Annotated in this window: 28 protein-coding genes; 17 read left to right on the top strand and 11 right to left on the bottom strand. The window is 65.7% G+C overall.

Features of this window, described 5'->3' with window-relative positions:
* Positions 1-6 precede the first annotated feature (6 nt).
* Genes AC1RMD_RS17975 through AC1RMD_RS17960 form a run of 4 tightly spaced genes read right to left on the bottom strand, consistent with a single transcriptional unit; the run spans position 7 to position 3,728 of the window.
* Complete coding sequence (locus AC1RMD_RS17975) at positions 7-1,020, bottom strand: SIS domain-containing protein (RefSeq protein WP_492928196.1); 1,014 nt, start codon at positions 1,018-1,020, stop codon at positions 7-9.
* 5 nt (positions 1,021-1,025) lie between these two features.
* A complete protein-coding gene (gene nagA / locus AC1RMD_RS17970) occupies positions 1,026-2,123 on the bottom strand; it encodes an N-acetylglucosamine-6-phosphate deacetylase (protein WP_492928049.1) in 1,098 nt (365 codons plus the stop codon).
* Complete coding sequence (locus AC1RMD_RS17965; protein ID WP_492928048.1) at positions 2,120-2,854, bottom strand: GntR family transcriptional regulator; 735 nt, start codon at positions 2,852-2,854, stop codon at positions 2,120-2,122. Before AC1RMD_RS17965 ends, nagA begins: the two co-directional genes overlap by 4 nt.
* A 4-nt stretch (positions 2,855-2,858) precedes the next feature.
* Positions 2,859-3,728, bottom strand: coding sequence for a glucosamine kinase nucleotide-binding domain-containing protein (locus AC1RMD_RS17960; RefSeq protein ID WP_492928047.1), 870 nt, complete (start codon positions 3,726-3,728; stop codon positions 2,859-2,861).
* A 275-nt stretch (positions 3,729-4,003) separates the two neighbouring features.
* Here AC1RMD_RS17960 and AC1RMD_RS17955 point away from each other — a divergent pair, with 275 nt between their 5' ends.
* Positions 4,004-4,273, top strand: coding sequence for a hypothetical protein (locus AC1RMD_RS17955; protein ID WP_492928046.1), 270 nt, complete (start codon positions 4,004-4,006; stop codon positions 4,271-4,273).
* A gap of 97 nt (positions 4,274-4,370) precedes the next feature.
* Here AC1RMD_RS17955 and AC1RMD_RS17950 read toward each other — a convergent pair whose 3' ends face one another.
* Positions 4,371-5,696 (bottom strand): GIN domain-containing protein, encoded by a 1,326-nt coding sequence (locus AC1RMD_RS17950; protein WP_492928045.1) that lies wholly within the window; start codon positions 5,694-5,696, stop codon positions 4,371-4,373.
* A 215-nt stretch (positions 5,697-5,911) separates the two neighbouring features.
* Between AC1RMD_RS17950 and AC1RMD_RS17945 the strand changes: the two genes are divergently transcribed.
* From AC1RMD_RS17945 to AC1RMD_RS17900, 10 genes are all read left to right on the top strand, one after another.
* Complete coding sequence (locus tag AC1RMD_RS17945; protein WP_492928044.1) at positions 5,912-6,097, top strand: hypothetical protein; 186 nt, start codon at positions 5,912-5,914, stop codon at positions 6,095-6,097.
* Positions 6,097-6,612 (top strand): hypothetical protein, encoded by a 516-nt coding sequence (locus AC1RMD_RS17940; protein ID WP_492928043.1) that lies wholly within the window; start codon positions 6,097-6,099, stop codon positions 6,610-6,612. The genes AC1RMD_RS17945 and AC1RMD_RS17940 overlap by 1 nt, the downstream gene beginning before the upstream one ends.
* An 18-nt stretch (positions 6,613-6,630) precedes the next feature.
* On the top strand, positions 6,631-8,319 hold the full coding sequence (locus AC1RMD_RS17935; RefSeq protein WP_492928042.1) for an AAA family ATPase: 1,689 nt from the start codon (positions 6,631-6,633) through the stop codon (positions 8,317-8,319).
* 1 nt (position 8,320) lies between these two features.
* Positions 8,321-9,013: a general secretion pathway protein GspB gene (locus tag AC1RMD_RS17930; protein WP_492928041.1), complete on the top strand. Its 693-nt coding sequence runs from the start codon at positions 8,321-8,323 to the stop codon at positions 9,011-9,013.
* 69 nt (positions 9,014-9,082) lie between these two features.
* Positions 9,083-9,277, top strand: coding sequence for a hypothetical protein (locus tag AC1RMD_RS17925; RefSeq protein ID WP_492928040.1), 195 nt, complete (start codon positions 9,083-9,085; stop codon positions 9,275-9,277).
* Positions 9,278-9,344: 67 nt separating this feature from the next.
* A complete protein-coding gene (gene mobB, locus AC1RMD_RS17920) occupies positions 9,345-9,881 on the top strand; it encodes a molybdopterin-guanine dinucleotide biosynthesis protein B (protein ID WP_492928039.1) in 537 nt (178 codons plus the stop codon).
* Between the two features lie 53 nt (positions 9,882-9,934).
* On the top strand, positions 9,935-10,135 hold the full coding sequence (locus tag AC1RMD_RS17915) for a YjfB family protein (RefSeq protein ID WP_008446074.1): 201 nt from the start codon (positions 9,935-9,937) through the stop codon (positions 10,133-10,135).
* A 285-nt stretch (positions 10,136-10,420) separates the two neighbouring features.
* Positions 10,421-10,693, top strand: coding sequence for a BufA1 family periplasmic bufferin-type metallophore (locus AC1RMD_RS17910; protein ID WP_492928038.1), 273 nt, complete (start codon positions 10,421-10,423; stop codon positions 10,691-10,693).
* 23 nt (positions 10,694-10,716) lie between these two features.
* A complete protein-coding gene (gene bufB, locus AC1RMD_RS17905) occupies positions 10,717-12,375 on the top strand; it encodes an MNIO family bufferin maturase (protein WP_492928037.1) in 1,659 nt (552 codons plus the stop codon).
* A gap of 30 nt (positions 12,376-12,405) precedes the next feature.
* Positions 12,406-12,870 (top strand): DoxX family protein, encoded by a 465-nt coding sequence (locus AC1RMD_RS17900; protein ID WP_492928036.1) that lies wholly within the window; start codon positions 12,406-12,408, stop codon positions 12,868-12,870.
* On the opposite strand, the gene AC1RMD_RS17895 is transcribed toward AC1RMD_RS17900, so the two are convergent.
* Entirely contained in the window at positions 12,867-13,157 is a 291-nt protein-coding gene (locus tag AC1RMD_RS17895) for a hypothetical protein (RefSeq protein WP_492928035.1), read from the bottom strand. The genes AC1RMD_RS17900 and AC1RMD_RS17895 overlap by 4 nt on opposite strands.
* Before the next feature lie 156 nt (positions 13,158-13,313).
* Positions 13,314-13,532, bottom strand: a complete 219-nt coding sequence (locus AC1RMD_RS17890; RefSeq protein WP_492928034.1) for an RNA-binding S4 domain-containing protein — start codon at positions 13,530-13,532, stop codon at positions 13,314-13,316.
* Between the two features lie 192 nt (positions 13,533-13,724).
* On the opposite strand from AC1RMD_RS17890, the gene AC1RMD_RS17885 reads away from it, so the two are divergent.
* Complete coding sequence (locus AC1RMD_RS17885; protein WP_492928033.1) at positions 13,725-14,645, top strand: hypothetical protein; 921 nt, start codon at positions 13,725-13,727, stop codon at positions 14,643-14,645.
* Positions 14,646-14,663: 18 nt separating this feature from the next.
* On the opposite strand, the gene fumC is transcribed toward AC1RMD_RS17885, so the two are convergent.
* Entirely contained in the window at positions 14,664-16,061 is a 1,398-nt protein-coding gene (gene fumC / locus AC1RMD_RS17880) for a class II fumarate hydratase (RefSeq protein ID WP_492928032.1), read from the bottom strand.
* A 154-nt stretch (positions 16,062-16,215) separates the two neighbouring features.
* On the opposite strand from fumC, the gene AC1RMD_RS17875 reads away from it, so the two are divergent.
* Positions 16,216-17,514, top strand: coding sequence for a type IV pilus assembly protein FimV (locus AC1RMD_RS17875; protein WP_492928031.1), 1,299 nt, complete (start codon positions 16,216-16,218; stop codon positions 17,512-17,514).
* A gap of 91 nt (positions 17,515-17,605) precedes the next feature.
* Positions 17,606-18,811, top strand: coding sequence for an aspartate aminotransferase type Ic (locus tag AC1RMD_RS17870; protein ID WP_492928030.1), 1,206 nt, complete (start codon positions 17,606-17,608; stop codon positions 18,809-18,811).
* A gap of 54 nt (positions 18,812-18,865) precedes the next feature.
* On the opposite strand, the gene AC1RMD_RS17865 is transcribed toward AC1RMD_RS17870, so the two are convergent.
* Together AC1RMD_RS17865 and AC1RMD_RS17860 are read right to left on the bottom strand one after the other, a co-directional pair.
* Complete coding sequence (locus AC1RMD_RS17865; RefSeq protein WP_492928029.1) at positions 18,866-19,144, bottom strand: flagellar protein FliT; 279 nt, start codon at positions 19,142-19,144, stop codon at positions 18,866-18,868.
* A 150-nt stretch (positions 19,145-19,294) separates the two neighbouring features.
* On the bottom strand, positions 19,295-20,122 hold the full coding sequence (locus AC1RMD_RS17860; protein ID WP_492928028.1) for an HDOD domain-containing protein: 828 nt from the start codon (positions 20,120-20,122) through the stop codon (positions 19,295-19,297).
* Between the two features lie 58 nt (positions 20,123-20,180).
* Here AC1RMD_RS17860 and AC1RMD_RS17855 point away from each other — a divergent pair, with 58 nt between their 5' ends.
* The 3 genes from AC1RMD_RS17855 to AC1RMD_RS17845 all read left to right on the top strand — a co-directional run bounded on the left by AC1RMD_RS17855 (position 20,181) and on the right by AC1RMD_RS17845 (position 21,570).
* Positions 20,181-20,588, top strand: a complete 408-nt coding sequence (locus tag AC1RMD_RS17855; protein ID WP_492928027.1) for a hypothetical protein — start codon at positions 20,181-20,183, stop codon at positions 20,586-20,588.
* A gap of 50 nt (positions 20,589-20,638) precedes the next feature.
* A complete protein-coding gene (locus AC1RMD_RS17850) occupies positions 20,639-21,259 on the top strand; it encodes a class I SAM-dependent methyltransferase (RefSeq protein WP_492928026.1) in 621 nt (206 codons plus the stop codon).
* Between the two features lie 119 nt (positions 21,260-21,378).
* Complete coding sequence (locus AC1RMD_RS17845) at positions 21,379-21,570, top strand: CsbD family protein (protein WP_492928025.1); 192 nt, start codon at positions 21,379-21,381, stop codon at positions 21,568-21,570.
* A 74-nt stretch (positions 21,571-21,644) separates the two neighbouring features.
* Here the strand turns inward: AC1RMD_RS17845 and AC1RMD_RS17840 are convergent, their stop codons facing one another.
* Positions 21,645-23,858 carry a S9 family peptidase gene (locus tag AC1RMD_RS17840; protein WP_492928024.1) on the bottom strand — a complete coding sequence of 738 codons (2,214 nt, stop codon included), beginning with the start codon at positions 23,856-23,858 and terminating at the stop codon, positions 21,645-21,647.
* Positions 23,859-23,965: the final 107 nt, after the last annotated feature.

The raw sequence follows: 23,965 nt of genomic DNA, 5'->3' as shown, positions 1-23,965 counted from the left end.
CGCTGCTTAGTTGGTCTTGGTGACTTTGCTCAGGTGGCGCGGGGCGTCCGGATCCATGCCGCGTGCGGCCGACAGCTGGGCCGCCATCACGTAGAAGGCCTGGATCGCCACGATAGGATCCAGATCCGGCGTCGCCGCCACCGGCAGGGTCAGGTCGCGTTCGGCCACGTCGGCCGGTGCGGCCAGCAGCACGCGCGCGCCACGGCCGCGCATCTCGGTCGCCAGTTGCAGCAGGCCCGCCTGCGTCGGGCCACGGGTGGCGAAGATCACCAGCGGGTAGCCTTCTTCGATCAGCGCCATCGGGCCGTGCTTGATTTCCGCGCCGCTGAAGGCTTCCGCTTGCAGGGCCGAGGTTTCCTTGAACTTCAACGACGCTTCCAGCGCCACCGGGAAGCTGATGCCGCGGCCGACCACCATGATGTTGCGGGCCGGCGCCAGCACTTCGATGGCCGAGCTCCAGTCTTCCTTGGCGGCTGCACGCAGCGATTCGGGCAGGGCTTCCAGGCCGGCCAGCAGCTCGGGATCGTTCTGCCAGGCGGCGACCAGGCGGGCGCCGGCCACCAGGCTGGTGATGAAGCTCTTGGTGGCGGCCACGCTCTGCTCTTTGCCGGCGCGCAGCGGGATCGCCCATTCGGCGGCGTGCGCCAGCGGCGAATCGATGTCGTTGACCAGCGCGATGGTGGTGGCGCCGCCGTCGCGGAAGTAGCGGATCGGCTCGACCACGTCCGGGCTCTGGCCCGATTGCGAGATCGAGATCGCCAGCGTGTCGCGGGTGATCAGCGGCGATTTGTTCAGGGTCACCAGCGACATCGGCAGCGAGGCCACCACGCGGCCCAGGCGGGCCATGATCAGGTAGGCGGCGTAGGCGCAGGCGTGGTCGGAGCTGCCGCGCGCGATGGTCAGCGCGGTCGAGAAGGACGTGCTCCTCAATTTGCGGCCCAGCTCCGCGTAACGGTCACCATCGCTGGCCAGCTGGAGCGCTACGCAATCGGCTGCGGACAGGGCTTCTTTCAACATCATTGAGGTCACAACAATTCTCCTTCGATATAGACGGCTTTGAGATTCAGGTCACGGTCGAGCACTACAAAGTCGGCGTAGGCGCCGGGGGCCAGGCGGCCCCGCTCTTGCAGGCCGAGATAATCGGCCGCATAGGTTGAGACCCGTGCCGAGGCGTCCGCCAGATCGAGGCCGAGTCCGACCAGGTTGCGCAGCGCCTGGTCCATGGTGAGGGTGCTGCCGGCCAGCGTGCCGTCGGGCAGGCGCACGCCGCCCATGCATTTCATGACGGTGTGGCGGCCCAGCATGTACTCGCCGTCCGGCATGCCGGTGGCGGCGGTCGAATCGGTCACGCAGTACAGCCGCGGGATGCAGCGCAGCGCGGTGCGGATGGCGCCGGGGTGCACGTGCAGCAGGTCGGGGATGAATTCGGCGTACTGCGCATGGGCCAGCGCGGCGCCGACCATGCCCGGTTCGCGGTGGTGCAGGCCGGTCATGGCGTTGAACAGGTGGGTGAAGCCGTGCGCGCCGTGTTCCAGCGCGGCCACGCCGTCCTCGTAGGTGCCGAGGGTATGGCCGATCTGCACCCGCATGCCGGCGTCGGACAGCTCGCGTACCAGCTCCAGGTGGCCGGCGATTTCCGGCGCCACGGTGATCAGCTTGATCGGCGCCATGGTCTCCAGGCGTTCGACGTCGGCCAGCTTGGCGGAGCGCGCGTACGGCGGCTGCGCTCCCAGTTTGCCGGAGTTGATGTACGGGCCTTCCAGGTGGACGCCGAGCACGCGCGCCTCGCCTTGGCCGCGCCGGGCGGCGGCGGCGCCAATGGCTTTGAGCGCCAGCTCGATGTCTTCCGGCGGCGCCGTCATCGTGGTGGCCAGCAGGCTGGTGGTGCCGTGCTTCGCGTGGATGGCGGCGATGGTGTGGACGGCGTCGCCGCCCTCCATCACGTCCTTGCCGCCGCCGCCGTGCACGTGCAGGTCGATAAAGCCAGGCAGGATATAGGCGTCTTGGTTGTTCGACGGGTCGGTGCTGCTGCCGTGGATGGCGGCGATACGGTCGCTGAAGCTGATCTCACCGCGGACCCAGCCCGCCGAGGTCAGGATATTGCCTTGGATTGCACTGCTCATCTGCGCGACTCCGCTACGAATTCATAGTAATCACTGCGGCAATACGAGTGGGTCAGTTCCACCGCTGCGCCGTTGTCGAGATAGCTGACGCGGGTGATGTGCAGCATCGCGGCACCCGCAGGTATATTGGCCAGGCGCGCTTGCTCGGCGCTGGCGTTGACGGCGCGGATATGCTGCAGCGCGCGCATCGGAATGGTGCCGTTGGCTTCCAGGTAGCCGTACAGCGAATCGGTCACGCTGTGCGGGTTGGGCATGTACTGGGCCGGGATGGTGGTGGTCTCGATCGCCATCACCACGTCGTCGGCGGTGCGCAGCCGTTTCAGGCGCGCCACCGGCATATTGGGCGACAGGCCGAGCGACAGCAGTTCCACCGGCGAGGCGATGCCGATGTCGCGCTGCAGCCAGCGCGAGCCGGCGGTGAAGCCGCGCTCGCGCAGCTCTTCGGAAAAGCTGGTCAGGCGGGACAAGGGCTGCTCCAGTTTCGGCGTGATGTAGGTGCCGGAGCCGCGCTTGCGGGTCAGCATGCCGCGCTCGCACAGCATGTCGATCGCCTTGCGCGCCGTCACGCGCGAGATGTTGAGCATGTCCGACAGCACGCGCTCGGACGGCAGGGCCTCGTTGGCGCGCCATTCGCCGGCCGCGATCCCGTCGGACAGCTTGTTCGCAAGCTGCATGTAGAGGGGGGTGTCGCTCTCGGCATCGGGCTTGAAATCGCTCAACTGGGCTAGCACGGGCTTACTCCTTCAGACGTTGTTGGATCAGCCGCAAGGCGCCTGCAGCGGAATCGCCTTGCGGCGCGACGATCCGTTTCAACAGCGAGACCGGCAGGTAGGGGCGCAGCGGCGCCGCCAGTCCGCCGCACAGCGCGATCGGCAGCTTGCCGCCGGCGTCGAGCGCGTTGCCCATCAATTCCACCTGGCGTCCCGCCTCGAGCAGGATGGCGCGCGCGATGGCGTTCGATTCGCCGTGCTGCAGCACGATGCGCGCCAGTTGCGCGTAGCTGGTCTGGTTGGCCTTGGCGAGCCAGTTCTGCAGCGCGTCGCGGCCGCCGCCGCAGGCTTGCGCCAGGTCGGTGCTGAAGGCGTCGGCCGGCATGCGGCCGTCCAGCACCTGCTGCGCGTGGTTGACGGCGCGCAGGCCGATCCAGGCGCCGCTGGCTTCGTCGCCGGCCGGGAAGCCCCAGCCGCCGACTTCGACGTGGACGCCGTCGGCGCGCTTGATCTCGCCGACGCTGCCGGTGCCCAGCGCGATGATCGAGCCCGGCTGGCCGCGGTGGGCGCCCAGCACGGTGGTGTGGCCGTCGGTTTCCAGCGCCACGCGGGCGTAGCCGGGATTGGCGGCGACGAATTCGGCCGCCCAGGCGCGGTTGTGCACGCCGGCCAGGCCGAGGCCGATGGCGACCTGTGCCTTGGCGGGGATGGGCAGTTCGGCGGCGCCGAAGGCCATGGCGGCCGCGTCGTCGACGGCGGCCCAGGCGTTGGCGATGCCGTGCATCAGGCCGGACGGGCCGCTGACGCCTTCGGCCAGTTCAATGCCGTCGACGCGCGCCAGTCGCACCCTGGTGCCGGTGCCGCCGCCGTCTACGCCGATGAGAAATTCGATCATGATTATCCGAGAATGCTGTGCCGGGATCCCCCGTGTGAGGGCACTATATGTTTGGCAAACCAGCTTGTCAACAGGTATTTAACTGGTATTAGAAAATATTGAAGTGGACTTGCGTTGTCGACTTTGAATGTATTTGTAAGTGCTTGTTTTTACTGGTTATTGCTGGATTTTTCGGCAAGTGGTCGGGTGTCGTATTTGCATGCCACTTTGGTCTGCTTTTGGTAGGGGGCGGGTGGAGGGAGTACACTACGGCTTTAGTGCACTTTGAAAGCAAGATGATGAACGATTACTGGGATGACTGGCAGAAGGAGGCGTTGGCGGCCGGCGTGAAGGCGCCGCTGGCCAAGCTGGGGATGGAAGTGATGAAGGCGAACCGCAAGAATCGCTGGCCCAAGCATTTCCTGGGGCGCATGGAAGATGGTCCGATGATGCTGGCGATGTGTCTGGAAGAGCCGGACGAGACCGAGCTGTTGTTTGTGGAGAACCTCTATCCCTACGACGACAAACTGATCGCCGCCACCAAGAAGCGTCTCTGTTTCGATTAATACACCGGGGTCAAGTCTGACATTCGGACACGAGCTCTGCCGTAGCAACGCTTACGGCAGAGCTCGTGTCCGAATGTCAGACTTGACCCCCGGGTTTTTAGCGGTTCATGCCTTTGCGGTCGTAGGTGACGGCTTTGTCGGCGACGTTCACCACTGCGTTGCCGGGGCCGCTCACCTTGACGTCGGCCTGGCTGGTCCACAGCTGGCGGGCGTGCAGGCTGCCGGAACCGCTCAGCTGCGCGACCAGGCTGTCGGTCTTGCCTTCGAGCTTGACTTCGCCCGGGCCGTGCATGCTCAGCTTGACGTTCTTGCAGGCGGCCGTGGCGCTCAGGTCGCCCGAGCCGCTCAGTTCGGCGTCGAGCGCGTCGCTGACCTTGCTCAAGATGATGTTGCCCGGGCCGCGGCTGCGCGTGACCGCGCGCGCCACCTGCAAGGCTTGCCCCTCCAGATCGCCCGAACCGCTGACTTCCGCGCTGAGCACGCCAACGCTGCCCGACAGGTGCATGCCGCCCGGTCCGCTGAGCAGGGCGCGCACGCTCGGCGCTTGCAGGCCGCGCACCGTCAGGTCGCCCGAGCCGTGCACTTCCGCTTCGAATTTCTTGATCACGCCGGCCAGGCAGGCTTCGCCCGGACCGTGCAGCATGGCGCTGGCCGCTTCGGTGTTCAGCGAGCAGGCGTCCAGGTCGCCCGAACCGGCGATCTCGGCGCGGATTTCCTTGGTCGTGCCCTGCAGCGACACCGAGCCCGGCCCGTGCATCGAGGCGTTGATCTTGTTCGCGTGCAGGTCGCTGAGGTCGAGGTCGCCCGAGCCGTTGACGGTCAGGTTGACATCCTGCGTCATGCCGCCGGCGGTGACGTCGCCGGGGCCGCTCATCATCAGGTTCAGGCTGGCCGCCTTCAGCGTGCGCAGGTTGATGTCGCCGCTGCCGGAGGCGGTGACGGTGAGCTCGCGCACGGCGCCGCTGGCGTGCACGTCGCCCGGGCCTTCCGAGGTCAGGCTCAGTTGCTGGCCCTGGAATTGTTGTAGATCAACATCACCGCCGCCGGAGTTGCGTAGGCTCTTCAGGCCGGCCGCGCTGATGCGGATGGTCATCGGCGGCTTGCCGTCCTTCTTGCCCCAGCCGAAGTTGAAGACCCAGCCCTTGTCCTTGTTCCGGCGCGGCTGGCGCACGGTGAGGGTGTCGCCGCTGACCGAGGTTTCGATGTCGGCGAACTGGCGGCGCAGGCCGGACAGCTCGATCGCGTTGCCCGGCTGCGCGGTGACGATCACCCGGAACGGGCCGCTGATGGCGATGTTGCTGAAGGCCGCCACGGTGCGGGTTTCGCTGCCGATGCTGTCGTCCTGTTTGGTGTCGGCCTGGGCGGCGAAGCTTGCCAGCATCAGGGCGCTAACCAGCGCGGTGTGTTTGATCGTCTGCTTCATTTTTATCTCGATTATGGGAAGTGGCGAGGATTGAACGATAAGGCAAACGCCGCCGGCCGGCGCGCGGAATGGGACGGACGCGCGGAATGGGGGGATCAGCTGCAAAAAAACGGTGATGAACCGTCATTCAACTTCAGTGCGGCACGACCGTTAATGTCATAATGGACGTAAGAGTGTATTGCCGGGGAACACCTGCGCAGGTCAAAGGAGTGCACATGATCAGGTACATGGGGACCAAAAATACGGATGACGGCTCGGTGCTGTATATTTTTTTGATTAACGGCTTGCAGAAGGAAGTTCGGGAAAGCGCCTTGAAACAATATCCTGGCTGTTACGAAGCCCTGCCTGCCACCGCCAAGGCGCGCATCAGCGCCAACCGGTCCTGGTTGCAAAAATTATAATGCCGCCCTTCATGCGCGTGCTGCGCGGCGCCCTGTCCGCCGTGCCGGTGGCGTTTTGCTGCGCCGCCGGCGCGCAAGCGGTGCCGACCACCTTCGGCACCATCGTCGGCAACGGCCTGCTGTGTCGCGACCAGACCGACAACCTGTATTTCTACGACTATCTGCGCAAGGCGTTCGGCCCGGCGTACAAGCACGACGGCGGCGCCTACTGGTTCAAGACCGACGGCGCCAATCTGTGGGGCAAGCCGATTTCCGAGGTCATGGTCAGCGACGATACCAGCACCTATATCTTCGTCGGCGCCGTGGCCGAGGCCACGCCGGAGGAGCTGGAACAGGCCATCATCAGCCAGGTCGGCCTGCATTATGCGAGAATCGACAGCTCGGCCTATCCGGTGCGCGAGGCCAAGCCGGCCAGCCGCATCGTCTATTTCGATACCAAATCCAAGATTTACTGCGCCAAGTTCAAGCCCTTGCCGCCGGTGCAGCCGCCGCCGGTGCGCCAGCGCTTGAAGTAGCGCATCGCCAGGGTCTTCATGTACACGCATTTTTTCAATCTGAAGCAATCGCCGTTTTCCATCGCGCCCGATCCCCGCTACCTGTTCATGAGCGAACGCCATCGCGAGGCGCTGGCGCATCTGCTGTATGGCGTCGGCAGCGGCGGCGGCTTCGTGCTGCTGACCGGCGAGATCGGCGCCGGCAAGACCACCGTGTGCCGCTGCTTCATGGAGCAGATTCCCGACAACTGCAAGCTGGCCTATATCTTCAACCCCAAGCTGTCGGTGGAGGAGCTGCTGTTGTCGATCTGCGACGAGTTCGGCATCGCGCTGGCGCCGCCGGGCGCGGGCGCGGTCAGCGTCAAGGGCTATGTGGATGCGATCAATGCCTATCTGCTGGCCAGCCATGCGCAGGGGCGCAACAATGTGCTGATCATCGATGAGGCGCAGAACCTGTCGGCCGAGGTGCTGGAACAGCTGCGCCTGCTGACCAATCTGGAGACCAGCGAGCGCAAGCTGTTGCAGATCATCCTGATCGGCCAGCCGGAGCTGCGCGCGATGGTGGCGCGGCCGGAGCTGGAGCAGTTGGCGCAGCGGGTGATCGCGCGCTACCACCTGGGCTCGTTGAGCGAGGCGGAGACCGGGGCGTATATCGAACACCGTCTGACGGTGGCGGGCGCGGCGGCGATCGCGCCGTTTCCGCGCGGGTTGATGGGGCTGGTGCACAAGCTGGCCAAGGGCGTGCCACGCCGTATCAATCTGCTGTGCGACCGGGCGTTGCTGGGGGCGTATGTCGAGAATCAGCCGCAGGTGACCCGCACCATTTTGCGCAAGGCGGCGGCCGAGGTGTTTGCCCGGCCCGACGCGGCGATCGGCGCCGCGCGCGCTGGCGCGGCGCGCTGGCCTTTGGTGGCGGCCGGGGTGCTGGGTGGCGTGGTGTTGAGCGTGGCGGCGTGGCAGCTGGCTGCGCATGAGGCGAAACCGGTCTTGCAGGGCGCGCAGGCGGCTTCGGCGGCGGCGCGGCTGACGCCTGGCAAGGCCGCGACGGCGGCGCTGCCTGCGCCCGTGCCGGCGGCAGCGGCAGGGCCGACGTCTGTGCCTGGGCCTGCATCAGCGGCGGCAAGCGGCAGCGCGGCGGCCTTGCGCCAGCTTGCGGCGATCTGGGGGCTGGCGCTGCCGGACGGCGAACCGTGTCCGACGGCGGCGCGCTTGAACCTGCGTTGCTTGCAGGTCAAGGGCGGCGTCGCGGAACTGCGCTTGCTGGACCGCCCGGCGATGCTGACCCTGCACGACGACCCGACCGCGCCCAACTACGTGCTGCTGACGGCGATGGACGAGCACGGCGCGACCATCGTCGCGCCCGGCGGCAAGTCGCAAACCATCGGCCTGGACGCGCTGGAGGCCCGCTTCGACGGCGAGTTCACGACCTTCTGGCGCGCCCCGCGCAGCTGGCGCGACGAGGTCCACGGCGGCGATCACGGTCCCGATGTGGATTGGCTGGCGCGGCGGCTAGCGCAGATCTACGGCCTGAAGAAGCCGCAGGACGATCAGCCGCTGAGCTCCGGCCTGCGCGCGCGCCTGACCGAGTTCCAGACTGAGCAACATCTCAAGGCGGACGGCGTGGCCGGTCCGAAAACTTTCATCCGGCTGTATCAGCTGGGCGGCGTGCAGGAGCCGCGCTTGCTGGCCAGCGCGGTCGCCGGCGCCGGCAGCGGGGCAGGGAAATAATATGTCTTATATTTTGGAAGCGTTGAAGAAGGCGCAGGCGGAACGTCAACTGGGCAGTGCGCCGACGCTGCATGCACCGACGCTGCATGCGGCGGACGGCAAGTCGCCAGGTAGCGCCTTGAAGCGGCCGGTGGTGCTGGCGCTGCTGGCGATGGGCGTGGCGATCGCTGTGTTGCTGGCGCTGGTGCTGCGCCCCGCGCAGCAGGCAGTGGCGCCAGCCGCGCCGGCCGCAGCTGCGGCCGCACCCATGCCGGCCGCAGCCACGCCCGCCGCACCCACGCCCGCCGCAGCCGCGCCTGCGGCTGTGCCAACTGTCGCGTCAGCGGACAACCCGCCGCTGGCGGCCGCCTTGCCGCCGCCGGTGGCGACGGTGACGCCGGCGCCGCGCCCGCATCCGGCGCCGGAACCGGTCGCGGCGGCGCCGGCGGCGGAAAAAACCGCCAGGCCGGCTGTCGCGCAGGAGGAGCCGGTCCAGAACCTGCGTGATTTGCCGGAACCGATACAGCGCTCGATCCCGCACATCGCCGTCGGCGGCTACATTTATTCCAAGAATCCTGCCGACCGCCTGCTGTTGATCGACAAGATACTGCGCCACGAGGGCGAGGAGGTCGCCCCCGGCCTGATCCTGGACAAACTGCAACCGCGCGAGGCGGTATTCAATTTCAAAGGCTATCGCTACCGCGTTCCGTATTGAAAGCTGTCATCCGCCCGTCATGTGGGAGTGATATTTTCTCATCATTGACATTCATGCACGGGAAACTCGATGAAACACCTGAAATTGTTGCCGCTGTTGATAGCCGCGGCCTTCGCCGTTCCGCGCGCCCACGCCGCCGACCAGACCCCGCAAGCGCAACAGGCTACCGGCTCCCCTGTCGCCGCCATCATCAGCATCGGATTGCTGCTGCTGGGTGCGGGCGGCGCCCGCAGCGAACGCTTCAAGTCCTTGAACGAAGAGTAAGCCGCCATCCCCGCGCCGATGTTGCTGCGTATAATGGCGGCAACATGATGCAGCGGAGATGTAGGTAATGCAGAGAGAAATCGAGCGCACCGTGCTGGCGGTCACCGGGACGTCGGGCAGCGGCAAGACCACGCTGCTGGAGTTGCTGATCGCCGGACTGGCCGGGCAGGGCTTGACAGTCAATGTCGTCAAGCACAGCCACCACGACCTGGAGCTGGAGCCGCCGCACAAGGACAGTGCGCGCCTGCGCCGGGCCGGCGCGGCCGAGGTGATGGTGGCGTCGCCGTTCCGGGTGGCGATCGTGCGCGAATTGCGCGGCGCCCCCGAGCCGTCGCTGGACGAGCAGCTGGGCCGTCTCGCCCCGGCCGACCTGACCCTGCTCGAAGGCTTCAAGTCCTATCCGGTGGACAAGCTGGAGGTGTATCGCGCCGCGACCGGCAAGCCGCCGCTGTATCCCAACGATGCGCGCGTGATCGCGGTCGCCTCCGACCAGCCGGCGCCGGCCGACTTGCGGCCGGGCGTGGCCTGGCTGGATCTGAACCAGCCGCAGGCCGTGCTGGCCTGGTTGGGCGGCCATCTGAAAAAAGTTTCGGCAAACGGCTAAAGTTACGCCCGAAACGTCCGTAAAAGAAGTGATACGCCTTACTGGAGAATCACATGGACGTTTCAGGAATTGCTCAAGTAGCAACCACGATTGCAGACACCGGCACCAAGCAGGCGGTCGGCATCGCGGTATTGAAAAAAGCCCAGGATATCCAGGCGTCGAGCGCGGCTGCCCTGATCGAGGCGATTCCTCCGGTGCCGTCGGCGCCGAATCTGCCTTCGCATCTCGGCAACACCATCAACACGACTGCCTGAACGGCAACGGCGCGGCCCGCCCGGCGCCGCGTGACCGCCCTGCGCGCCGCCCGGTGCGCGGCGTGCCGGCGTGTGCTTGCGCCCGGCGGTTTCCCTCCCCATTGAATCCTGTCAACAGAATGATGCGTCGCGGCGTTATTGCTGGTACGCTGCTTCTGCTTGAATAGCCTGCGAAAAAAATCTAAAAAAAGTGTAAGGCAGGAGCGCTGTTTGCCGACTACCGTACAGTTGCAGACGATTTTCGTTGCACGTTGAACTTAACTTCCATCATTGAGGAGACTTACCATGAATAAACGTCAAGCCCTGATCGCCGCCGCCCTGGCCACCGTATGCGCCGCTTCGGCCGGCACCGCTGCCGCCGCCACCGCGTCGGCTTCCGCTGAAAAAGAGAAGTGCTATGGCATCGCCAAGGCCGGCCAGAACGATTGCGCCTCGGCCAACGGCACGCACTCGTGCGCCGGCCAGTCGAAGGCCGACAACGGCGCCGCCGAGTGGAAATACGTGGCCAAGGGCACGTGCGAAAAAGCCGGCGGCAAAACCGCAGCGCCCGCCAAGTAATCGCCATCAGCGGTCGCGGAGCCATGTCCCTGCCCGGTCCAGTCCAGTCATTGCCGGGCGTGGGCGTGGGGCTGAGGGCTCCGCATTACCGCCAGTTTATCGAGCAGCGGCCGCGTGCCGCCTGGCTCGAAGTCCATACCGAAAATTATCTCGATCAAGCCGGCTGGGACTGGCACGTGTTGCAGCAACTGCGACGCGATTATCCGATCAGCCTGCATGGCGTCGGGCTGGCGCTGGGCTCGGCGCGCGGCTACTCCGAGCAGCATCTGGAACGCGTGCGCAGCCTGGCGGAGCGGGTGCAGCCGATGCTGGTGTCCGAACATCTGTGCTGGGGCGCCGTCGGCGACCGGCAACTCAACGATCTGCTGCCGCTGACGCTGGACCAGGCCGCGCTCGACCTGCTGTGCGCGCGCGTGAGCCGCGTGCAGGACACGCTCAAGCGCCAACTGCTGCTGGAAAATGTGTCGACCTATGTGCGCTTCCACCGGGACGCCATGAGCGAGGCGGAATTCATGGCGGCCCTGGCGGCGCGCACCGGCTGCGGGCTGCTGCTGGACATTAACAACCTGTACGTCAATCAATGCAACCACGGCGAGGACGCGCTGGCCGCGCTGGCCGCGATCCGGCCCGGCATGGTGGGCGAGATGCATCTGGCCGGCCATCTGGTGACGCCGCAGGCGGTGATCGACCATCACGGCGACACGGTGGCCGAGCCGGTCTGGCGTCTGTACGAGGCGGCCTTGCAGCGCTTCGGCGCGGTGCCGACCCTGATCGAGTGGGACACCGATATTCCCGAACTGGGCGTGCTGCTGGGCGAGGCGGACAAGGCCGAGGCGCTGCATCGCCGCCATGCCGCGCCCGCCGTGGCCGCTGCGCCGCGCGCGGCGGTGCCGGCCGACCGGCAAGCGGACCCGCAGGCGCCGGCGCTGGCCGCCAGCCAGCAAGTGTTCGCCGGCGCGCTGTTCGACGCGCGCCTGACGCCGGCGGCGCTGGCGCTGTTCAAGGGCGAACATAACGAGCACCGCTACGCGCTGTATCGCGGCAACCTCGGCGCCACCTGGAGCAAGACCCTGGGCGCGGCCTATCCGGTGATCCAGATGCTGGTGGGCGAAGAATTCTTCGGCGGCCTGGCGCAGGCTTATGGCCATGCGCATCCGTCCGACAGCGGCGACCTGAACCGCTTCGGTGCGCACTTCGGCGCCTTCCTGCGCAGTTTCCCCCATGTGGCCGACTACCCGTACCTGCCGGACATGGCGACGCTGGAGTGGACCTTGCACCGCGCCCACTACGCGCCCTCGGCCGACGGCGTGACGGCGCCGGAAATGGCGGCGCTGACGCCGCAGCAGATCGAGACGGCGCGGCTGCGACTGCATCCGGCCTGCACGCTGCTGGCGTCGGACTGGGCGACGGTGGCGCTGTGGCAGGCGCACCAGCCCGACAGCGGCGTGCCGTTCCCGGCCGAGCTGGCGGCGCCGTCCTATGGACTGGTCACGCGGCCGCACTGGAAAACCCGGGTCCTGCCGCTGGGCGCGGCCAGCCACGCGGCGCTGTCGGTGCTGGCCGCCGGCGGCGAGCTGGGCGCGGCGCTGGATGCGGCGTTCGAGCGCGACGGCGACTACGACTTCGCCGCCAATTTGCGGCAGTGGATAGATTTCGCCTTGATTGTCAGGATAGACGTCTAGCGGCGACTAACCAATTTTGAAAGCGCAAACATGAAAACTATCCTCGGCCTGCACCAACAATTATCCCGCTACGACGCGGCGCTGACCGCGTGGGGCGGTTCACTGATGAGTCTGGCGCTGCGCTGGTACGTGGGCTGGCAATTCTTCAAGGCCGGCCTGGTCAAGGTGGGCGACTGGAGCGCCACGCTGGCGCTGTTCCGTGACGAGTACATGGTGCCGCTGCTGCCGTCCGAGCTGGCGGCCTGGTTCGGCGCGGCCGGCGAGCTGGCGCTGCCGCTGCTGCTGTGCGTGGGCCTGGTGTCGCGGCCGGCGGCGCTGGCGCTGTTGCTGGTGAATGCGATGGCGGTGATTTCCTACCCGCAGCTGTTGAGCTTTGAATGCCCGGCCGCGATCAACGACCATTTCTACTGGGGCGTGCTGCTGCTGGCGCTGGTGGCCTTTGGCCCGGGCAAATTTTCGCTCGATGCGTGGCTGGCCGGCCGCCGGGCGGCCTAGGTCGGGCGGAAGGCGCGCAGGACTTTGGCTTCGCCGGTCAAGTCCCGGTGCAGGCGGTTGGCGGCGGCGGTCAGCTCGATCATGCGGTTGAGCTGGCTGTCTTCGAAGCGCGCCAGTTCTTCGGTGGCGGTCAGCAGCGCCTGCGCCAGTTTGGCGCGGGCCGCCTGGTACAAGCTGCCGTTGTACTGGTCTGTGTTCTTGAGCAACTCCTCGGCGTTTTCGATCACTTGCCGCAGGTCGTCGAGCAGGCGTTCCTGCGTTTGCAGATTGTGTGCAGGATCGTCCATGACGTTCCCCTGATGATAAGAAAACTGGTTGAACAAGCCGGGTAGCAGGCCATCCCAATATATCGGCGGAGCGCTCCGCCGGTTTGCGCTGGGTCAAACGCGCCCACCCGTCCTGACCTTCAGCTTAGGTCGTTATTGCCCGAATGCAAGACCAATTCACGCGCCATCGACGCTGATGCGGATGTCGCCCACGGTCACCTGCTGGCCGGCGCGGATCTTGGCGGTCTTGCGCAATTCCTGCTTGCCGTCGACCTTGACGCCGCCGTCGGCGACCATCATCTTGCCGGCGCCGCCGCTGTCGCACAGGCCTACCAGCTTGAGCAGCTGATTCAGCTCAACAAACTCCCCGCTCAATTCAAAACTTACTTTCTGCATTTTATCCTCTGTTGCTATGATGTGAAATCGGCGTCGCCGCTTACTTTCAGTAGTGTAGCGGCATTCCGACAGGGCCGCAGTTTACCTCACGAATACCGCACGGTTGAGGTTGCCGTCTGGAAAAAAAGTTGCTATCCTGAGTTAACTGCTGAATATTTGTGCAGCATGGTTTTGCTCTCAGCGAGTTGCATCATGAATAAGTTCTTCTGGCCAGTCGCAGTCCTGATTTGTCCGCTTTCCGGCTTGGCGGGCGCCGCCGCATCTGATCCCTTCACCCTGCAGAAACCGCCCCCCGCGTTTGAAAAACGGTCGAATTCGTCCTTGCTGTTCGAGGCGGCGGACCGGCAGTTTGCGCTCAGCGAGCAGGTGCAGAACGACGCCGCGCCGCGCTATGGCGCCGCCTACCACGGCGGGCCGCGCCTGCATGTCGGCGCGTTGCCGGACAACCTGGCGCTGCTCGATCCGCTGGGCCCCATGCTCAACGAGCACAGCAAGCGTTTCCTCACCAGCGCGGATTTTGAAAAGAAAATGGGCCGCGCGGTCGGCATCCTGACCATCGGTATTTTGCGCGAGACCGGTTCGGCGCTGGGCTCGCAGCAGACGCCGGCGCTGGCGATGAACACCCGGCCGACCACCACCTTCACCTCGCTGTCGCTGGGCTATGCGCTCAGTTCGCGCAGCGCGCTGATGTTGATGGCGTCCTACGGCAAGACCGAGGGCATCGGCAACCCCGACAGCCTGATCTCGCAAGTGTCGTCGGTGCGCACCATGGCGTTCAGCGTGGGCTTGTCGACCCGCCAGGTGTTCAACAGCCATGACCGCCTTGCGGTGACGTTGTCGATTCCGGCCAAGGTGCGGTCCGGCACACTGCAATACAGCGGCTCGGCGCCGCTGTCCGGCGATCCGGGCGCGCCGGCCTTCGGCGCGCCGACGCTGAACCTGCGGCCGACCGCCACCGAGCGCGACCTGGAGTTCGGCTACACCACCTCGTTCGGCCGCGATGGCCGCGGGGGCAAGCTGACCGGCGCGGTGATGTTGCGGGTCAATCCCGGCCACGACGCCAGCGCCCGGCCGGATTGGCTGACCGGGGTGCGCTACTCCTACGGCTTTTGATATGGCGCCTTCTTCAAGCTAGCCCTTGGCGCCGGGACGGGTCATGTCCAGCGGCACGATCCATTGCTCGAACTGTTCGGCGCTGACGTAGCCCAGCGCCAGCGCGGCTTCTTTCAACGTCGTTCCCTCGTGCTGGGCCTGCTTGGCGATGGCGGCGGCCCTGTCGTAGCCGATGTGCGGCGCCAGCGCGGTGACCAGCATCAGCGAACGTTCCATCAGCTCGGCGATGCGGCCGCGGTTGGGTTCTATCCCGTGCACGCAATGTTCTTCGAAGCTGCGCATGCCGTCGGCCAGCAGGCGCGCGCTCTGCAGGAAGTTGTGGGCGATCAGCGGCTTGTAGACATTCAACTCGAAGTTGCCGGAGGCGCCGCCGATGGTGATGGCGACGTCGTTGCCGAACACCTGGCAGCACAGCATGGTGAGCGCTTCGCACTGGGTGGGGTTGACCTTGCCCGGCATGATGGAGCTGCCCGGCTCGTTTTCCGGGATGCTGATTTCGCCCAGGCCGGAGCGCGGGCCGGACGCCATCCAGCGCACGTCGTTGGCGATCTTCATCAGCGCGGCGGCCAGGGTTTTCAGCGCGCCGTGCGCCGACAGCAGGGCGTCGTGGCCGGCCAGCGCGGCGAATTTGTTGTCGGCGCTGCGGAAGGGCAGGGCCAGCGTGTGCTCCAGCTCGGCGGCGATGCGGTGCGCGTATTCGGGGTGCGCGTTGAGGCCGGTGCCGACCGCGGTGCCGCCGGCCGCCAGCTGCAGCACGCCGGGCAGGGCGGTGCTGATGGCGCGCTCGGCGAAGTCGAGGTGGGCCACGTAGCCGGAAAATTCCTGGCCCAGCGTCAGCGGCGTGGCGTCCTGCAAATGGGTGCGGCCGATCTTGACGATGTCGGCGAACGCCTCGGCCTTGGCGTGCAGGCTGTCGCGCAGCGCGCGCAGCGCCGGCAGCAGCTTGCCGGCCAGCGCCTGGGCGGCGGCCACGTGGATGGCGGTGGGGAAGATGTCGTTCGACGATTGTCCCTGGTTGACGTCGTCGTTGGGGTGCAGCTTGCGGTCTTCGCCGCGCTCGCCGCCCATCAGCTCGGAGCCGCGGTTGGCCAGCACTTCGTTCATGTTCATATTGGACTGGGTGCCGGAGCCGGTCTGCCACACGGCCAGCGGGAACTCGGTCGGGTGCCGGTCGGCCAGCACTTCGTCGGCGGCCTGGGTGATGGCGATGGCCTTGGCGCCTTCGAGCAGGCCCAGGTCCAGGTTGACGCGGGCGGCGGCGCGCTTGACGCTGGCCAGCGCGTGGATCAGCTCCAGCGGCATGCGCTCGGTGGAGATGTGGAAGTGCTCCAGCGAGCGCTGGGTTTGCGCGCCCCACAACTGGTGGGCGGGGACGTCGATCGGGCCAAAACTGTCACGTTCACTTCTGGTGTTCATGGGTTTTCCTTTGGACGGGGAGGCAATCATGTGTGTTTGCCAAGTGGCGTCCAGTGTAGCGCAGTCCTGAAAAATTAACCTAGGGCTACAAAACCGGGAAAATCAGCCGTTATAGCTGATACACTTTCAGAATTCGCGTCCAAGCGACCCCGACATGCAGCGCACACCATTCCTGACCACGATCTTTGCTTGCGCCGGCGCGTTGCTGCTGGCGGCCGCCGCGCCGGCGGCGGAACTGGGCGATATCGCCGTGCGTTCCTACGTCGGCCAGCCGCTGGCGGCCGATATCGAGCTGGTGCAGCTGGCGCCGGACGAGGTGGCGGGCCTGCAGGTCCGGCTGGCGCAGCAGGATGTGTTTCGCGGCGCGAACATCAGCATGCATCCGGCGCTGGCCTCGCTGCACCTGTCGGTGGTGCGGCGCGATGGCCGGCAGTTCCTGCATATCACTACCATCCGGGCTATCGATGCCGACTATGTGCATCTGTTCCTGGAGCTGAGCGCGGCCGGGCGCCAGGATGTGCGCGCGGCGACCGTGTGGCTGCAGGCGGATCCGAATCCGGCGCCGCCGCCGCCGCCGGCCATGACGGCGGCGCAGGCGGCCGCGTTGGCAAGGGCGGAGCGGGCGGCCAGGGAGGCGGCTGCGGCGCCGGCGCCGGTCGCGGTGGCCGTGGCGCCGGCCGTGACGCCGGCCGTGGCGCCGCTACGGGACCGGACGCGGCCAGCGCCGATGCCGTCGGCGCATGAATCCGAGGTGGGCGGGCCGGGTGGTTTGCGAACGGCGCCGTCGCGGCGGCCGGCGCCGGCCGACGGCGGCGTGCCGTTGGGCGTGGCGCAGGCTTTGTTGCCGTTGGCGCCGTTGCCGCTGCCCAGGGGCGTGACGCGGCCTGCGGCTGCGGCCGCCTGCACCCCGTCCGGCATGAGCGCCAAGGAATGCGCGGCGCTCGATACCCACAGCGTCGAGTTGTCCAGCAAGCTGGTCGAGCTGGAGGGCAAGCTGAAGCTGCTGCAGGGGGCTTTGGCGGCCAAGGGCGGGGCGGCCGCTGCGCACGGCGCGAGTGCCGCGGCCACTTCGTCGGCGCATGCGGCGTCGGTTAAGGCAACGGCGGCGGCGCCAGCCGCTGCGCATGCAGCGTCGGCGTCGGCATCGGCGTCGGCATCCGAGGCGGCGTCGGCGCCGGTCAAGACGGTGCGCGTGTTGCCCAAGCTGAAGTATAAAAAGGAAAAACCGCCGGAACCGGCCAGCAGCAATACGCCGCTGATCGCCGCCGGCGCCGGCGTGCTGGTCTTGTTGCTGGGCGCCGGCGGCTATCTCTACCTGCGCAAGAAACGCGGCGGCGGGCCGCTGAAGATCTGGCAGGGATTCCGCAAGAAAACGGCGGCCGGCGAGGGCGGCCAACCGGTGGAGGCGCCGCCGCTGCACGAAGTCACGCCGGAATCAATGATGCAGCAGTAATAAGTATATAACTGCACGCTCTGATCGGGGTCGGACAATCTGGGGTATAGTATTCGACCCCCTCCGTCTTCCCCATACCTGAAAGAGCGCTATGACCGCAGTAGAGCAATATCAAGCTTTCAAACAACTCGGCCTGAAGCTGGACATGTCCCGCGGCAAGCCTGCGCCCGAGCAACTGGATCTGTCGAATGGCCTGATGGCCCCGCTGGACGGCTACCAGGCCGCCGACGGCACCGATGGCCGCAACTACGGCGGCACCATCGGCCTGCCGGAAGCGCGCGAACTGTTCGGCAAGCTGCTGGATGTGCCGGCCGCGCAGGTGGTGGTCGACAGCAGCGCCAGCCTGTCGCTGATGCATGACGTCATCATCTACAGCCTGCTCAACGGCACGCCCGGCAATGCGCCGTGGGTGCGCGAGCCGGTGACCTTCCTGTGCCCGGTGCCGGGCTATGACCGCCATTTCGCCATCTGCGAAGCGCGCGGCATCAAGATGATCAACATTCCGATGACCGAAGCCGGTCCGGACATGGACCTGGTGGAGAAACTGGTGGCCGAGGACGCCAGCATCAAGGGCATGTGGTGCGTGCCGAAGTACAGCAATCCGGGCGGCGTGGTGTTTTCGGACGCCGTGGTGGCCCGCCTGGCGGCGATGAAGACGGCGGCGCCGGACTTCCGCCTGATGTGGGACGACGCTTACCGCTTCCATCATCTGGGCGAGCGGAAGCTGGAAGTGGCCAATATCCTGGACGCCTGCGCCAAGGCCGGCAACCCCGACCGCGCGATCGTGTTCGCGTCGTCGTCGAAGGTGAGCTGGGCCGGTTCGGGCATCGCCGCGCTGGCCGCTTCGCCGGCCAATATCGCCTGGTGGACCAAGCACGCGGGCATCCGCAGCATCGGCCCGGACAAGATCAACCAGCTGCGCCATGTGCGTCTGCTGAAGGACCTGCCGACGGTGGAAGCGTTGATGGAACAGCATCGTTTGCTGTTGAAGCCGAAGTTCGACGCGGTGCTGGCGCAGTTCGAGCACCATCTGGCCGACGTGCCGGGCGTGTCGTGGACGCGTCCGCAGGGCGGCTACTTCATCGATCTGGTGACGCCGGACGGTTCGGCCAAGCGCACCGTGGCGCTGGCCAAGGAGGCGGGCATCACGCTGACGCCGGCCGGTGCGGCTTTCCCTTACGGTAACGATCCGAAGGATAGCCATATCCGCATCGCGCCGAGCTTCCCGTCGCTGGACGAAATCACCCAGGCGGCGCAGGGCATCGCGTTGTCGCTGAAGGTGGCGCTGGCGGGCTGATCGCCCTGAATGCAAAAAGCGCCCGTGGGCGCTTTTTTTATTGGGCAGGGCGTTTTATTGACGCGACATGCCGGGCACGTTGTCGGCCCAAGGCTCGGTGACGTCGCGGATGGCGCGGTCGTTGGCCAGGATCTGTTTCAGCAGGTCGATCTTGCGCAGGCGCGGGGCGCCGCTCAGGGCCGGCGCGCCGCTACTTACTGCGCGGGCTACATTGGCGCATTGCGCTTCCAGGCGGCTCAGGCCGTCGAAATCACCCAGGCGTGCGGCGGCGGCCATTTGATTGGTCAAACCGGCAATGTTTTCGTACATCGAGAGGACTTCGGTGGAGGTCATGTTCTCACCCTGGCTAGTTATAACGGATTACCACATGTCCTGATTAACGTCGCCATAAATGGGAACTTTAGGGTGTTTTGAAAAAATATTTGAAAAAGATCGAAAAAAAGCCCCATGCGGGGCTTTTCGTGGCGCAAAAAACAAGCTGGTTTATTTGACCAGCTCCTCCAGGCCGGCGCTCAGCTCGTCCGGCGACGGCATGTCGTCGATCAGCGCGTTGTCGTCCAGGCCCAGTTCCTCGGCCAGGTCGGCCGGATAGCAGGCGGCGATTTCCTCTTCGTTCAGGCCGGCCTGCTCGACGCGGGCGCGCCAGGCGGCCAGCGAGACCACGGCGGCCAGGCGGTTCAGTTCGCCGTTGTGGTGCGGCTCGGGGAAGGCCAGGATGGTTTCCGAGAAGGTCAGCGGGAACTTCCAGCGCTTGGCCAGTTCGGCGCCGACGTCGGCGAAGGTGAAGCCGAACGAGGTTTGCTCGGCGTCCAGGCGGCGCGAGTCCAGCGGGCCGGCCACCTTGTCGAGCGCCATCGCCTGCTCGGCCATCGCCGAATGGATCACCAGCTGGCCGATGGCGTGCATCATGCCGATGGTGAAGGCGAGGTCGGTGTTTTCCTTGGTCTTCTTGGCGATCCACTTGGCCGACACCGCGGTGTGCAGGCTGTAGCGCCAGAATTGCTTGAGGTCGAGACCGGGCACGGTCTTGAAGCCGCTGACCAGGCCGGAACTGATGACCAGCGTGCGCACCGTCACGAAGCCGAGCATCAGCACCGCGTCTTCCACCGTGCCGATGCTGCGCGACACATGGTAGTAGGCCGAGTTGGCCAGGCGCAGCAGCTTGGCGCTCAGCACCGGATCTGTCGACAGTTTCTTCGCGATCTCTTCGGTCGAAACGCTGGCCTTGTCGAAACTGCTGATCAGCTCTTCCACGACTTTAGGCGCGGTGGGCAACGCAGTTGGATTCTGGAACAGGGCATCAAGTTTCATATTTATCTCCTGGGTTGTTAGCGCGTTGCTATAGGCTAACTATATAGCGATTCGCCCAATGAATGAAACAATTTTGCTGGTCTGGCGTCTCTTTTCTGCCGTGTCGCTACGATCTATTGCGTCGCCGACCCATCGACCGTCGCCGCCATCGGCGACAAGCGCGCTGGCCGACCGGCACTTCGATTATTCCGGCCGCACGCTGAACGGCACGCCTGAGCAATCGGTGCGCTGGAAGCGCAGCCTGGCCGCCGTCAATGCGGCCATGCCCGAGCGCGAACCTGGCCGATCTGGCAAGCTGGGCAGGAAGGATGTGCGATGGGGGACCCGTTCGCACATCCTTCGCCGGACGATCCTATTTCGGCCCTCGGAAACTCTCTATTTTTGTTTTATCTTCTCTCGACACGGCTTGTGCGCTGCACAAAGTATGGATCCATACAAAATAGAGAGTTTCAGAAGGCCGAAATAGGGCAGTCTGTCGAAGGGTTGAATTTCGCGCCCGCCGTATATACTGGCGGCATGGAACCCGACCCTATCGAGCAGATCACTCAAACCACGCTGCAGCATTACGAGCGCAATGCCGAGCAGTTTTTCGCCGGCACCATCGACCACGATGTCAGCCAAAACATCGCCGCCTTGCTGGCGGCGATACACGGCCCCGCGCCATACCACCTGCTGGACCTGGGCTGCGGCCCCGGCCGCGACCTGAAGACCTTCAAGAGCCTGGGCCACGAAGCGATCGGCATCGACGGCTCGGCGCGATTCGTCGAGATGGCGCGCGCCTACAGCGGCTGCGCGGCGTGGCAGCAGGACTTCGTCAAACTCGATCTGCCCGCCGGTTTTTTCGACGGCGTCTACGCCAACGCCTCGCTGTTCCACCTGCCCAGCGCCGCGCTGCCGCAGGTGCTGCTGGACCTGCACGCCGCGCTGAAAACCGGCGGCGTGCTGTTCAGCTCCAATCCGCGCGGCGACAACCGCGAAGGCTGGAACGGCCCGCGCTACGGCAGCTACTACGACTACGACACCTGGGAGCGTTACCTGCTGGCAGCAGGATTTATCGCAGTCCAACATTACTATCGTCCCGCAGGCTTGCCGCGCGATCAGCAACCGTGGCTGGCCAGCGTCTGGCGCACAATCTGATTGCCGGAATGGGTGCGCAATCGCACAGAAGGCCAACCAGCGTCTGCCTATAGTGGGGGCCTTGCACGCAGCACAGCGCTGTGTGTCCTGTAACTTCATCACCCACCAAGGAGTTCACCATGAACAAGGATCAAGTTAAAGGTACGGCGAAAGACATCGGCGGCAAAATCCAGGAAGAGGCCGGCAAGCTGGTCGGCAGCTCGGAGCAGCAAGCCAAGGGCCTGAACAAGCAAGCCGAAGGCAAGCTGCAAAAAGGCCTGGGCGACGCCAAGGAAGCGGTCAAAGATATCGCCAAAGGCAACCGCAACTAATCGTTGCCGCAAAAAAAAAGCCACGTGCGCTTAAGACGGCCAAGGCCGTCCCAAGCCACGCGGCTTTTTTTTGCTTACTTCGTTTCCGGCATCAAATTCTTCTTGAAGAAGGCCTCGATGTTGCCGTACACATGGCGCTGCGGACCGCGCCCCGAGATGCCGTGCTTGGCGCCCGGATAGGTCATCAGTTCGAAGTGCACATTGCGTTTGACCAGCGCGTCGATCATGCGCGTGGTGTTGGTGAACAGCACGTTGTCATCGGCCATGCCGTGCATCAGCAGCAGCGGCGACTTCAGCCCGTCCAGGTGCGAGTACACGCCGCCCGATGCATAGCCGGCCGCGTTCTCTTTCGGCGTGCCCATGAACTGCTCGGTGTAGTGGGTGTCGTACAGCGACCAGTCGGTCACCGGCGCCACCGACACGCCCATCGCGATCTGGTCCGACGCCTGCGCCAGCAGGCGCAAGGTCATGAAGCCGCCGTAGCTCCAGCCGAACACGCCCACCCGCTTGGCGTCGACGAAGCTCTGCTTGCCCAGCCACTCGATGCCGGTCAGCTGGTCTTCGACCTCGACCTTGCCCAGGTTGTGGTAGTTGGCGTCGGTGAACACGCGCTCGCGCCGCGACGAACCGCGGTTATCCAGGCGCCACACCACGAAGCCTTGCTGCGCCATGTACTGGTCGAAGAAATTGCCCCAGCGGCGAGCCACGTGCTGCGAGTGCGGGCCGCCGTAGGTCGACAGGTAGACCGGGTATTTCTTGGCGGCGTCGAAGCCGCTCGGCTTGATCATCGAGTAGTACAGGGTCTGGCCGTCCTTGGCCTTCAGGCTGCCGTACTCGGTGCGCAGGTGGGCGTCCAGGTACTTGCCGTACGGGTGGGACGCGTTCAGCTCGTTGCGCTCCAGCCAGCTGATCATCGCGCCGTCCGGACGGCGGATGCTGACCTGCGGCGGGGTGTCCGGATCGGAGTAGGTGTCGACGAACACTTCGCCGTTGCGGGCGAACGAGGAATCGTGCCAGCCGTCGCCCTGGGTGATGCGCACCGGCTTGGCGGCGCTGCTGCCGTCCAGCTTCAATGCGTAGGTCTGGCTGTCGACCACCGCGTCGCGGTTCGATTGCACGAACACGCGGCCGCCTTTTTCATCCAGCGCCAGCACGCGGTCGATGCCCCATTCGCCGCTGGAAATGGCGTGTTGCAGCTTGCCCTGCATGTCGTACTGGTACAGGTGCTTGCGGCCGCTGCGCTCGGACGACCAGATGAAGCCCTTGTCGTTGCCGAGGAAGCGCAGGTCGTCGAAGATGCTGACCCAGGTCGGCGAGCTTTCGGTGATCAGCACCTTCTGCGCCAAGGTGGCGGCATCGACCGACACCAGTTCCAGCGTCTTCTGGTCGCGGCTCTGGCGCTGGAACAGCAAGGCCTTGGCGTTGCCGCTCCAGTCGGCGCGCACCAGGTAGATGTCCGGGTTGGCGCCCAGCTCGACGTTGCGGATCTCGCCGCTGCCGATCGAGACGATCTTCAGCTGCACCAGCACGTTCGGATCGCCGGCGGCCGGGTAGCGCTGCTCGACCACGTCGGTGCGGTCGGCGAAGATTTCAAAACGGCGCACCACCGGCACCGGCGCCTCGTCGTAGCGCTTGTAGGCGATGGCGGAGTCGTCCGGCGCCCAGTAGTAGCCGCTGGTCTGGCCCATTTCTTCCTGCGCCACGAACTCGGCCTCGGCGTTGTGGATGCTGCCCTTGCCGTCGCTGGTCAGCTGCTGTTCCTTGCCGGTGGAGAGCTCGATCACGTACAGGTTCTGGTCGCGCACGAAGGACACGTAGCGGCCCTTGGGCGAAATCTTGGGATCGAGCACATTGCCCGAGGCCACCATGCGCGCGGCGTCCGGCTTGCTGGCGTCGATCAGGTACAGATTGCCGGCGATCGGCACCAGCAGCTGCTTGCCGTCCGGCGACCAGCTGTAGCTGAGGATGCCCTTCAAGCTGGCGGTGCGCTCGCGCTCGCGGCGGGCCTTCTCGGCGTCCGACAGGTTCTCTTCCGGCACCAGGATCTTGGAGTCGACCAGGCGGTGCGTGGTCTTGTCCTTCAGATTGTATTCCCACAGGTCGAGCTGGAACTGGTTGTCGTCGCGGCCGCGCAGGAAGGTCACGCGGGCGCCGTCCGGCGACACCTTCAGGCTGCGCACGCCGGGGCCGCTCAGCGACGGGTCGGAATGCAGACGGTCCAGTGTCAGTTTTTCGGCGGCGGCGTTGGCGCCGGCCAGCAGGGCGAGGAAGCAGAGGATGAAGCGCATGGGGTGAGTGTCTCTTGTTTATCAGAACCCAAGACGATACCAGACCGGCCGGGTTGTGGCGAGACGGCAATGTTCTGAATCCGCGCGGGAAAACCGTTTTTCCTTCG

The sequence above is a fragment of the Duganella sp. GW822-FHT06D06 genome (assembly GCF_058799615.1).
The sequence above is the reverse complement of the archived record's forward strand: the minus strand, read 5'-3'. Positions and strand labels throughout refer to the sequence as shown.

What these genes read in the sequence shown, in the direction of transcription:
- AC1RMD_RS17975 (WP_492928196.1), bottom strand. Translation starts at nt 1,020, where the DNA reads ATGATGTTGAAAGAAGCCCTGTCCGCAGCCGATTGCGTAGCGCTCCAG.
- nagA (WP_492928049.1), bottom strand. Translation starts at nt 2,123, where the DNA reads ATGAGCAGTGCAATCCAAGGCAATATCCTGACCTCGGCGGGCTGGGTC.
- AC1RMD_RS17960 (WP_492928047.1), bottom strand. Translation starts at nt 3,728, where the DNA reads ATGATCGAATTTCTCATCGGCGTAGACGGCGGCGGCACCGGCACCAGG.
- AC1RMD_RS17955 (WP_492928046.1), top strand. Translation starts at nt 4,004, where the DNA reads ATGATGAACGATTACTGGGATGACTGGCAGAAGGAGGCGTTGGCGGCC.
- AC1RMD_RS17950 (WP_492928045.1), bottom strand. Translation starts at nt 5,696, where the DNA reads ATGAAGCAGACGATCAAACACACCGCGCTGGTTAGCGCCCTGATGCTG.
- AC1RMD_RS17945 (WP_492928044.1), top strand. Translation starts at nt 5,912, where the DNA reads ATGATCAGGTACATGGGGACCAAAAATACGGATGACGGCTCGGTGCTG.
- AC1RMD_RS17940 (WP_492928043.1), top strand. Translation starts at nt 6,097, where the DNA reads ATGCCGCCCTTCATGCGCGTGCTGCGCGGCGCCCTGTCCGCCGTGCCG.
- AC1RMD_RS17935 (WP_492928042.1), top strand. Translation starts at nt 6,631, where the DNA reads ATGTACACGCATTTTTTCAATCTGAAGCAATCGCCGTTTTCCATCGCG.
- AC1RMD_RS17930 (WP_492928041.1), top strand. Translation starts at nt 8,321, where the DNA reads ATGTCTTATATTTTGGAAGCGTTGAAGAAGGCGCAGGCGGAACGTCAA.
- AC1RMD_RS17925 (WP_492928040.1), top strand. Translation starts at nt 9,083, where the DNA reads ATGAAACACCTGAAATTGTTGCCGCTGTTGATAGCCGCGGCCTTCGCC.
- mobB (WP_492928039.1), top strand. Translation starts at nt 9,345, where the DNA reads ATGCAGAGAGAAATCGAGCGCACCGTGCTGGCGGTCACCGGGACGTCG.
- AC1RMD_RS17915 (WP_008446074.1), top strand. Translation starts at nt 9,935, where the DNA reads ATGGACGTTTCAGGAATTGCTCAAGTAGCAACCACGATTGCAGACACC.
- AC1RMD_RS17910 (WP_492928038.1), top strand. Translation starts at nt 10,421, where the DNA reads ATGAATAAACGTCAAGCCCTGATCGCCGCCGCCCTGGCCACCGTATGC.
- bufB (WP_492928037.1), top strand. Translation starts at nt 10,717, where the DNA reads ATGTCCCTGCCCGGTCCAGTCCAGTCATTGCCGGGCGTGGGCGTGGGG.
- AC1RMD_RS17900 (WP_492928036.1), top strand. Translation starts at nt 12,406, where the DNA reads ATGAAAACTATCCTCGGCCTGCACCAACAATTATCCCGCTACGACGCG.
- AC1RMD_RS17895 (WP_492928035.1), bottom strand. Translation starts at nt 13,157, where the DNA reads ATGGACGATCCTGCACACAATCTGCAAACGCAGGAACGCCTGCTCGAC.
- AC1RMD_RS17890 (WP_492928034.1), bottom strand. Translation starts at nt 13,532, where the DNA reads ATGCAGAAAGTAAGTTTTGAATTGAGCGGGGAGTTTGTTGAGCTGAAT.
- AC1RMD_RS17885 (WP_492928033.1), top strand. Translation starts at nt 13,725, where the DNA reads ATGAATAAGTTCTTCTGGCCAGTCGCAGTCCTGATTTGTCCGCTTTCC.
- fumC (WP_492928032.1), bottom strand. Translation starts at nt 16,061, where the DNA reads ATGAACACCAGAAGTGAACGTGACAGTTTTGGCCCGATCGACGTCCCC.
- AC1RMD_RS17875 (WP_492928031.1), top strand. Translation starts at nt 16,216, where the DNA reads ATGCAGCGCACACCATTCCTGACCACGATCTTTGCTTGCGCCGGCGCG.
- AC1RMD_RS17870 (WP_492928030.1), top strand. Translation starts at nt 17,606, where the DNA reads ATGACCGCAGTAGAGCAATATCAAGCTTTCAAACAACTCGGCCTGAAG.
- AC1RMD_RS17865 (WP_492928029.1), bottom strand. Translation starts at nt 19,144, where the DNA reads ATGACCTCCACCGAAGTCCTCTCGATGTACGAAAACATTGCCGGTTTG.
- AC1RMD_RS17860 (WP_492928028.1), bottom strand. Translation starts at nt 20,122, where the DNA reads ATGAAACTTGATGCCCTGTTCCAGAATCCAACTGCGTTGCCCACCGCG.
- AC1RMD_RS17855 (WP_492928027.1), top strand. Translation starts at nt 20,181, where the DNA reads ATGAATGAAACAATTTTGCTGGTCTGGCGTCTCTTTTCTGCCGTGTCG.
- AC1RMD_RS17850 (WP_492928026.1), top strand. Translation starts at nt 20,639, where the DNA reads ATGGAACCCGACCCTATCGAGCAGATCACTCAAACCACGCTGCAGCAT.
- AC1RMD_RS17845 (WP_492928025.1), top strand. Translation starts at nt 21,379, where the DNA reads ATGAACAAGGATCAAGTTAAAGGTACGGCGAAAGACATCGGCGGCAAA.
- AC1RMD_RS17840 (WP_492928024.1), bottom strand. Translation starts at nt 23,858, where the DNA reads ATGCGCTTCATCCTCTGCTTCCTCGCCCTGCTGGCCGGCGCCAACGCC.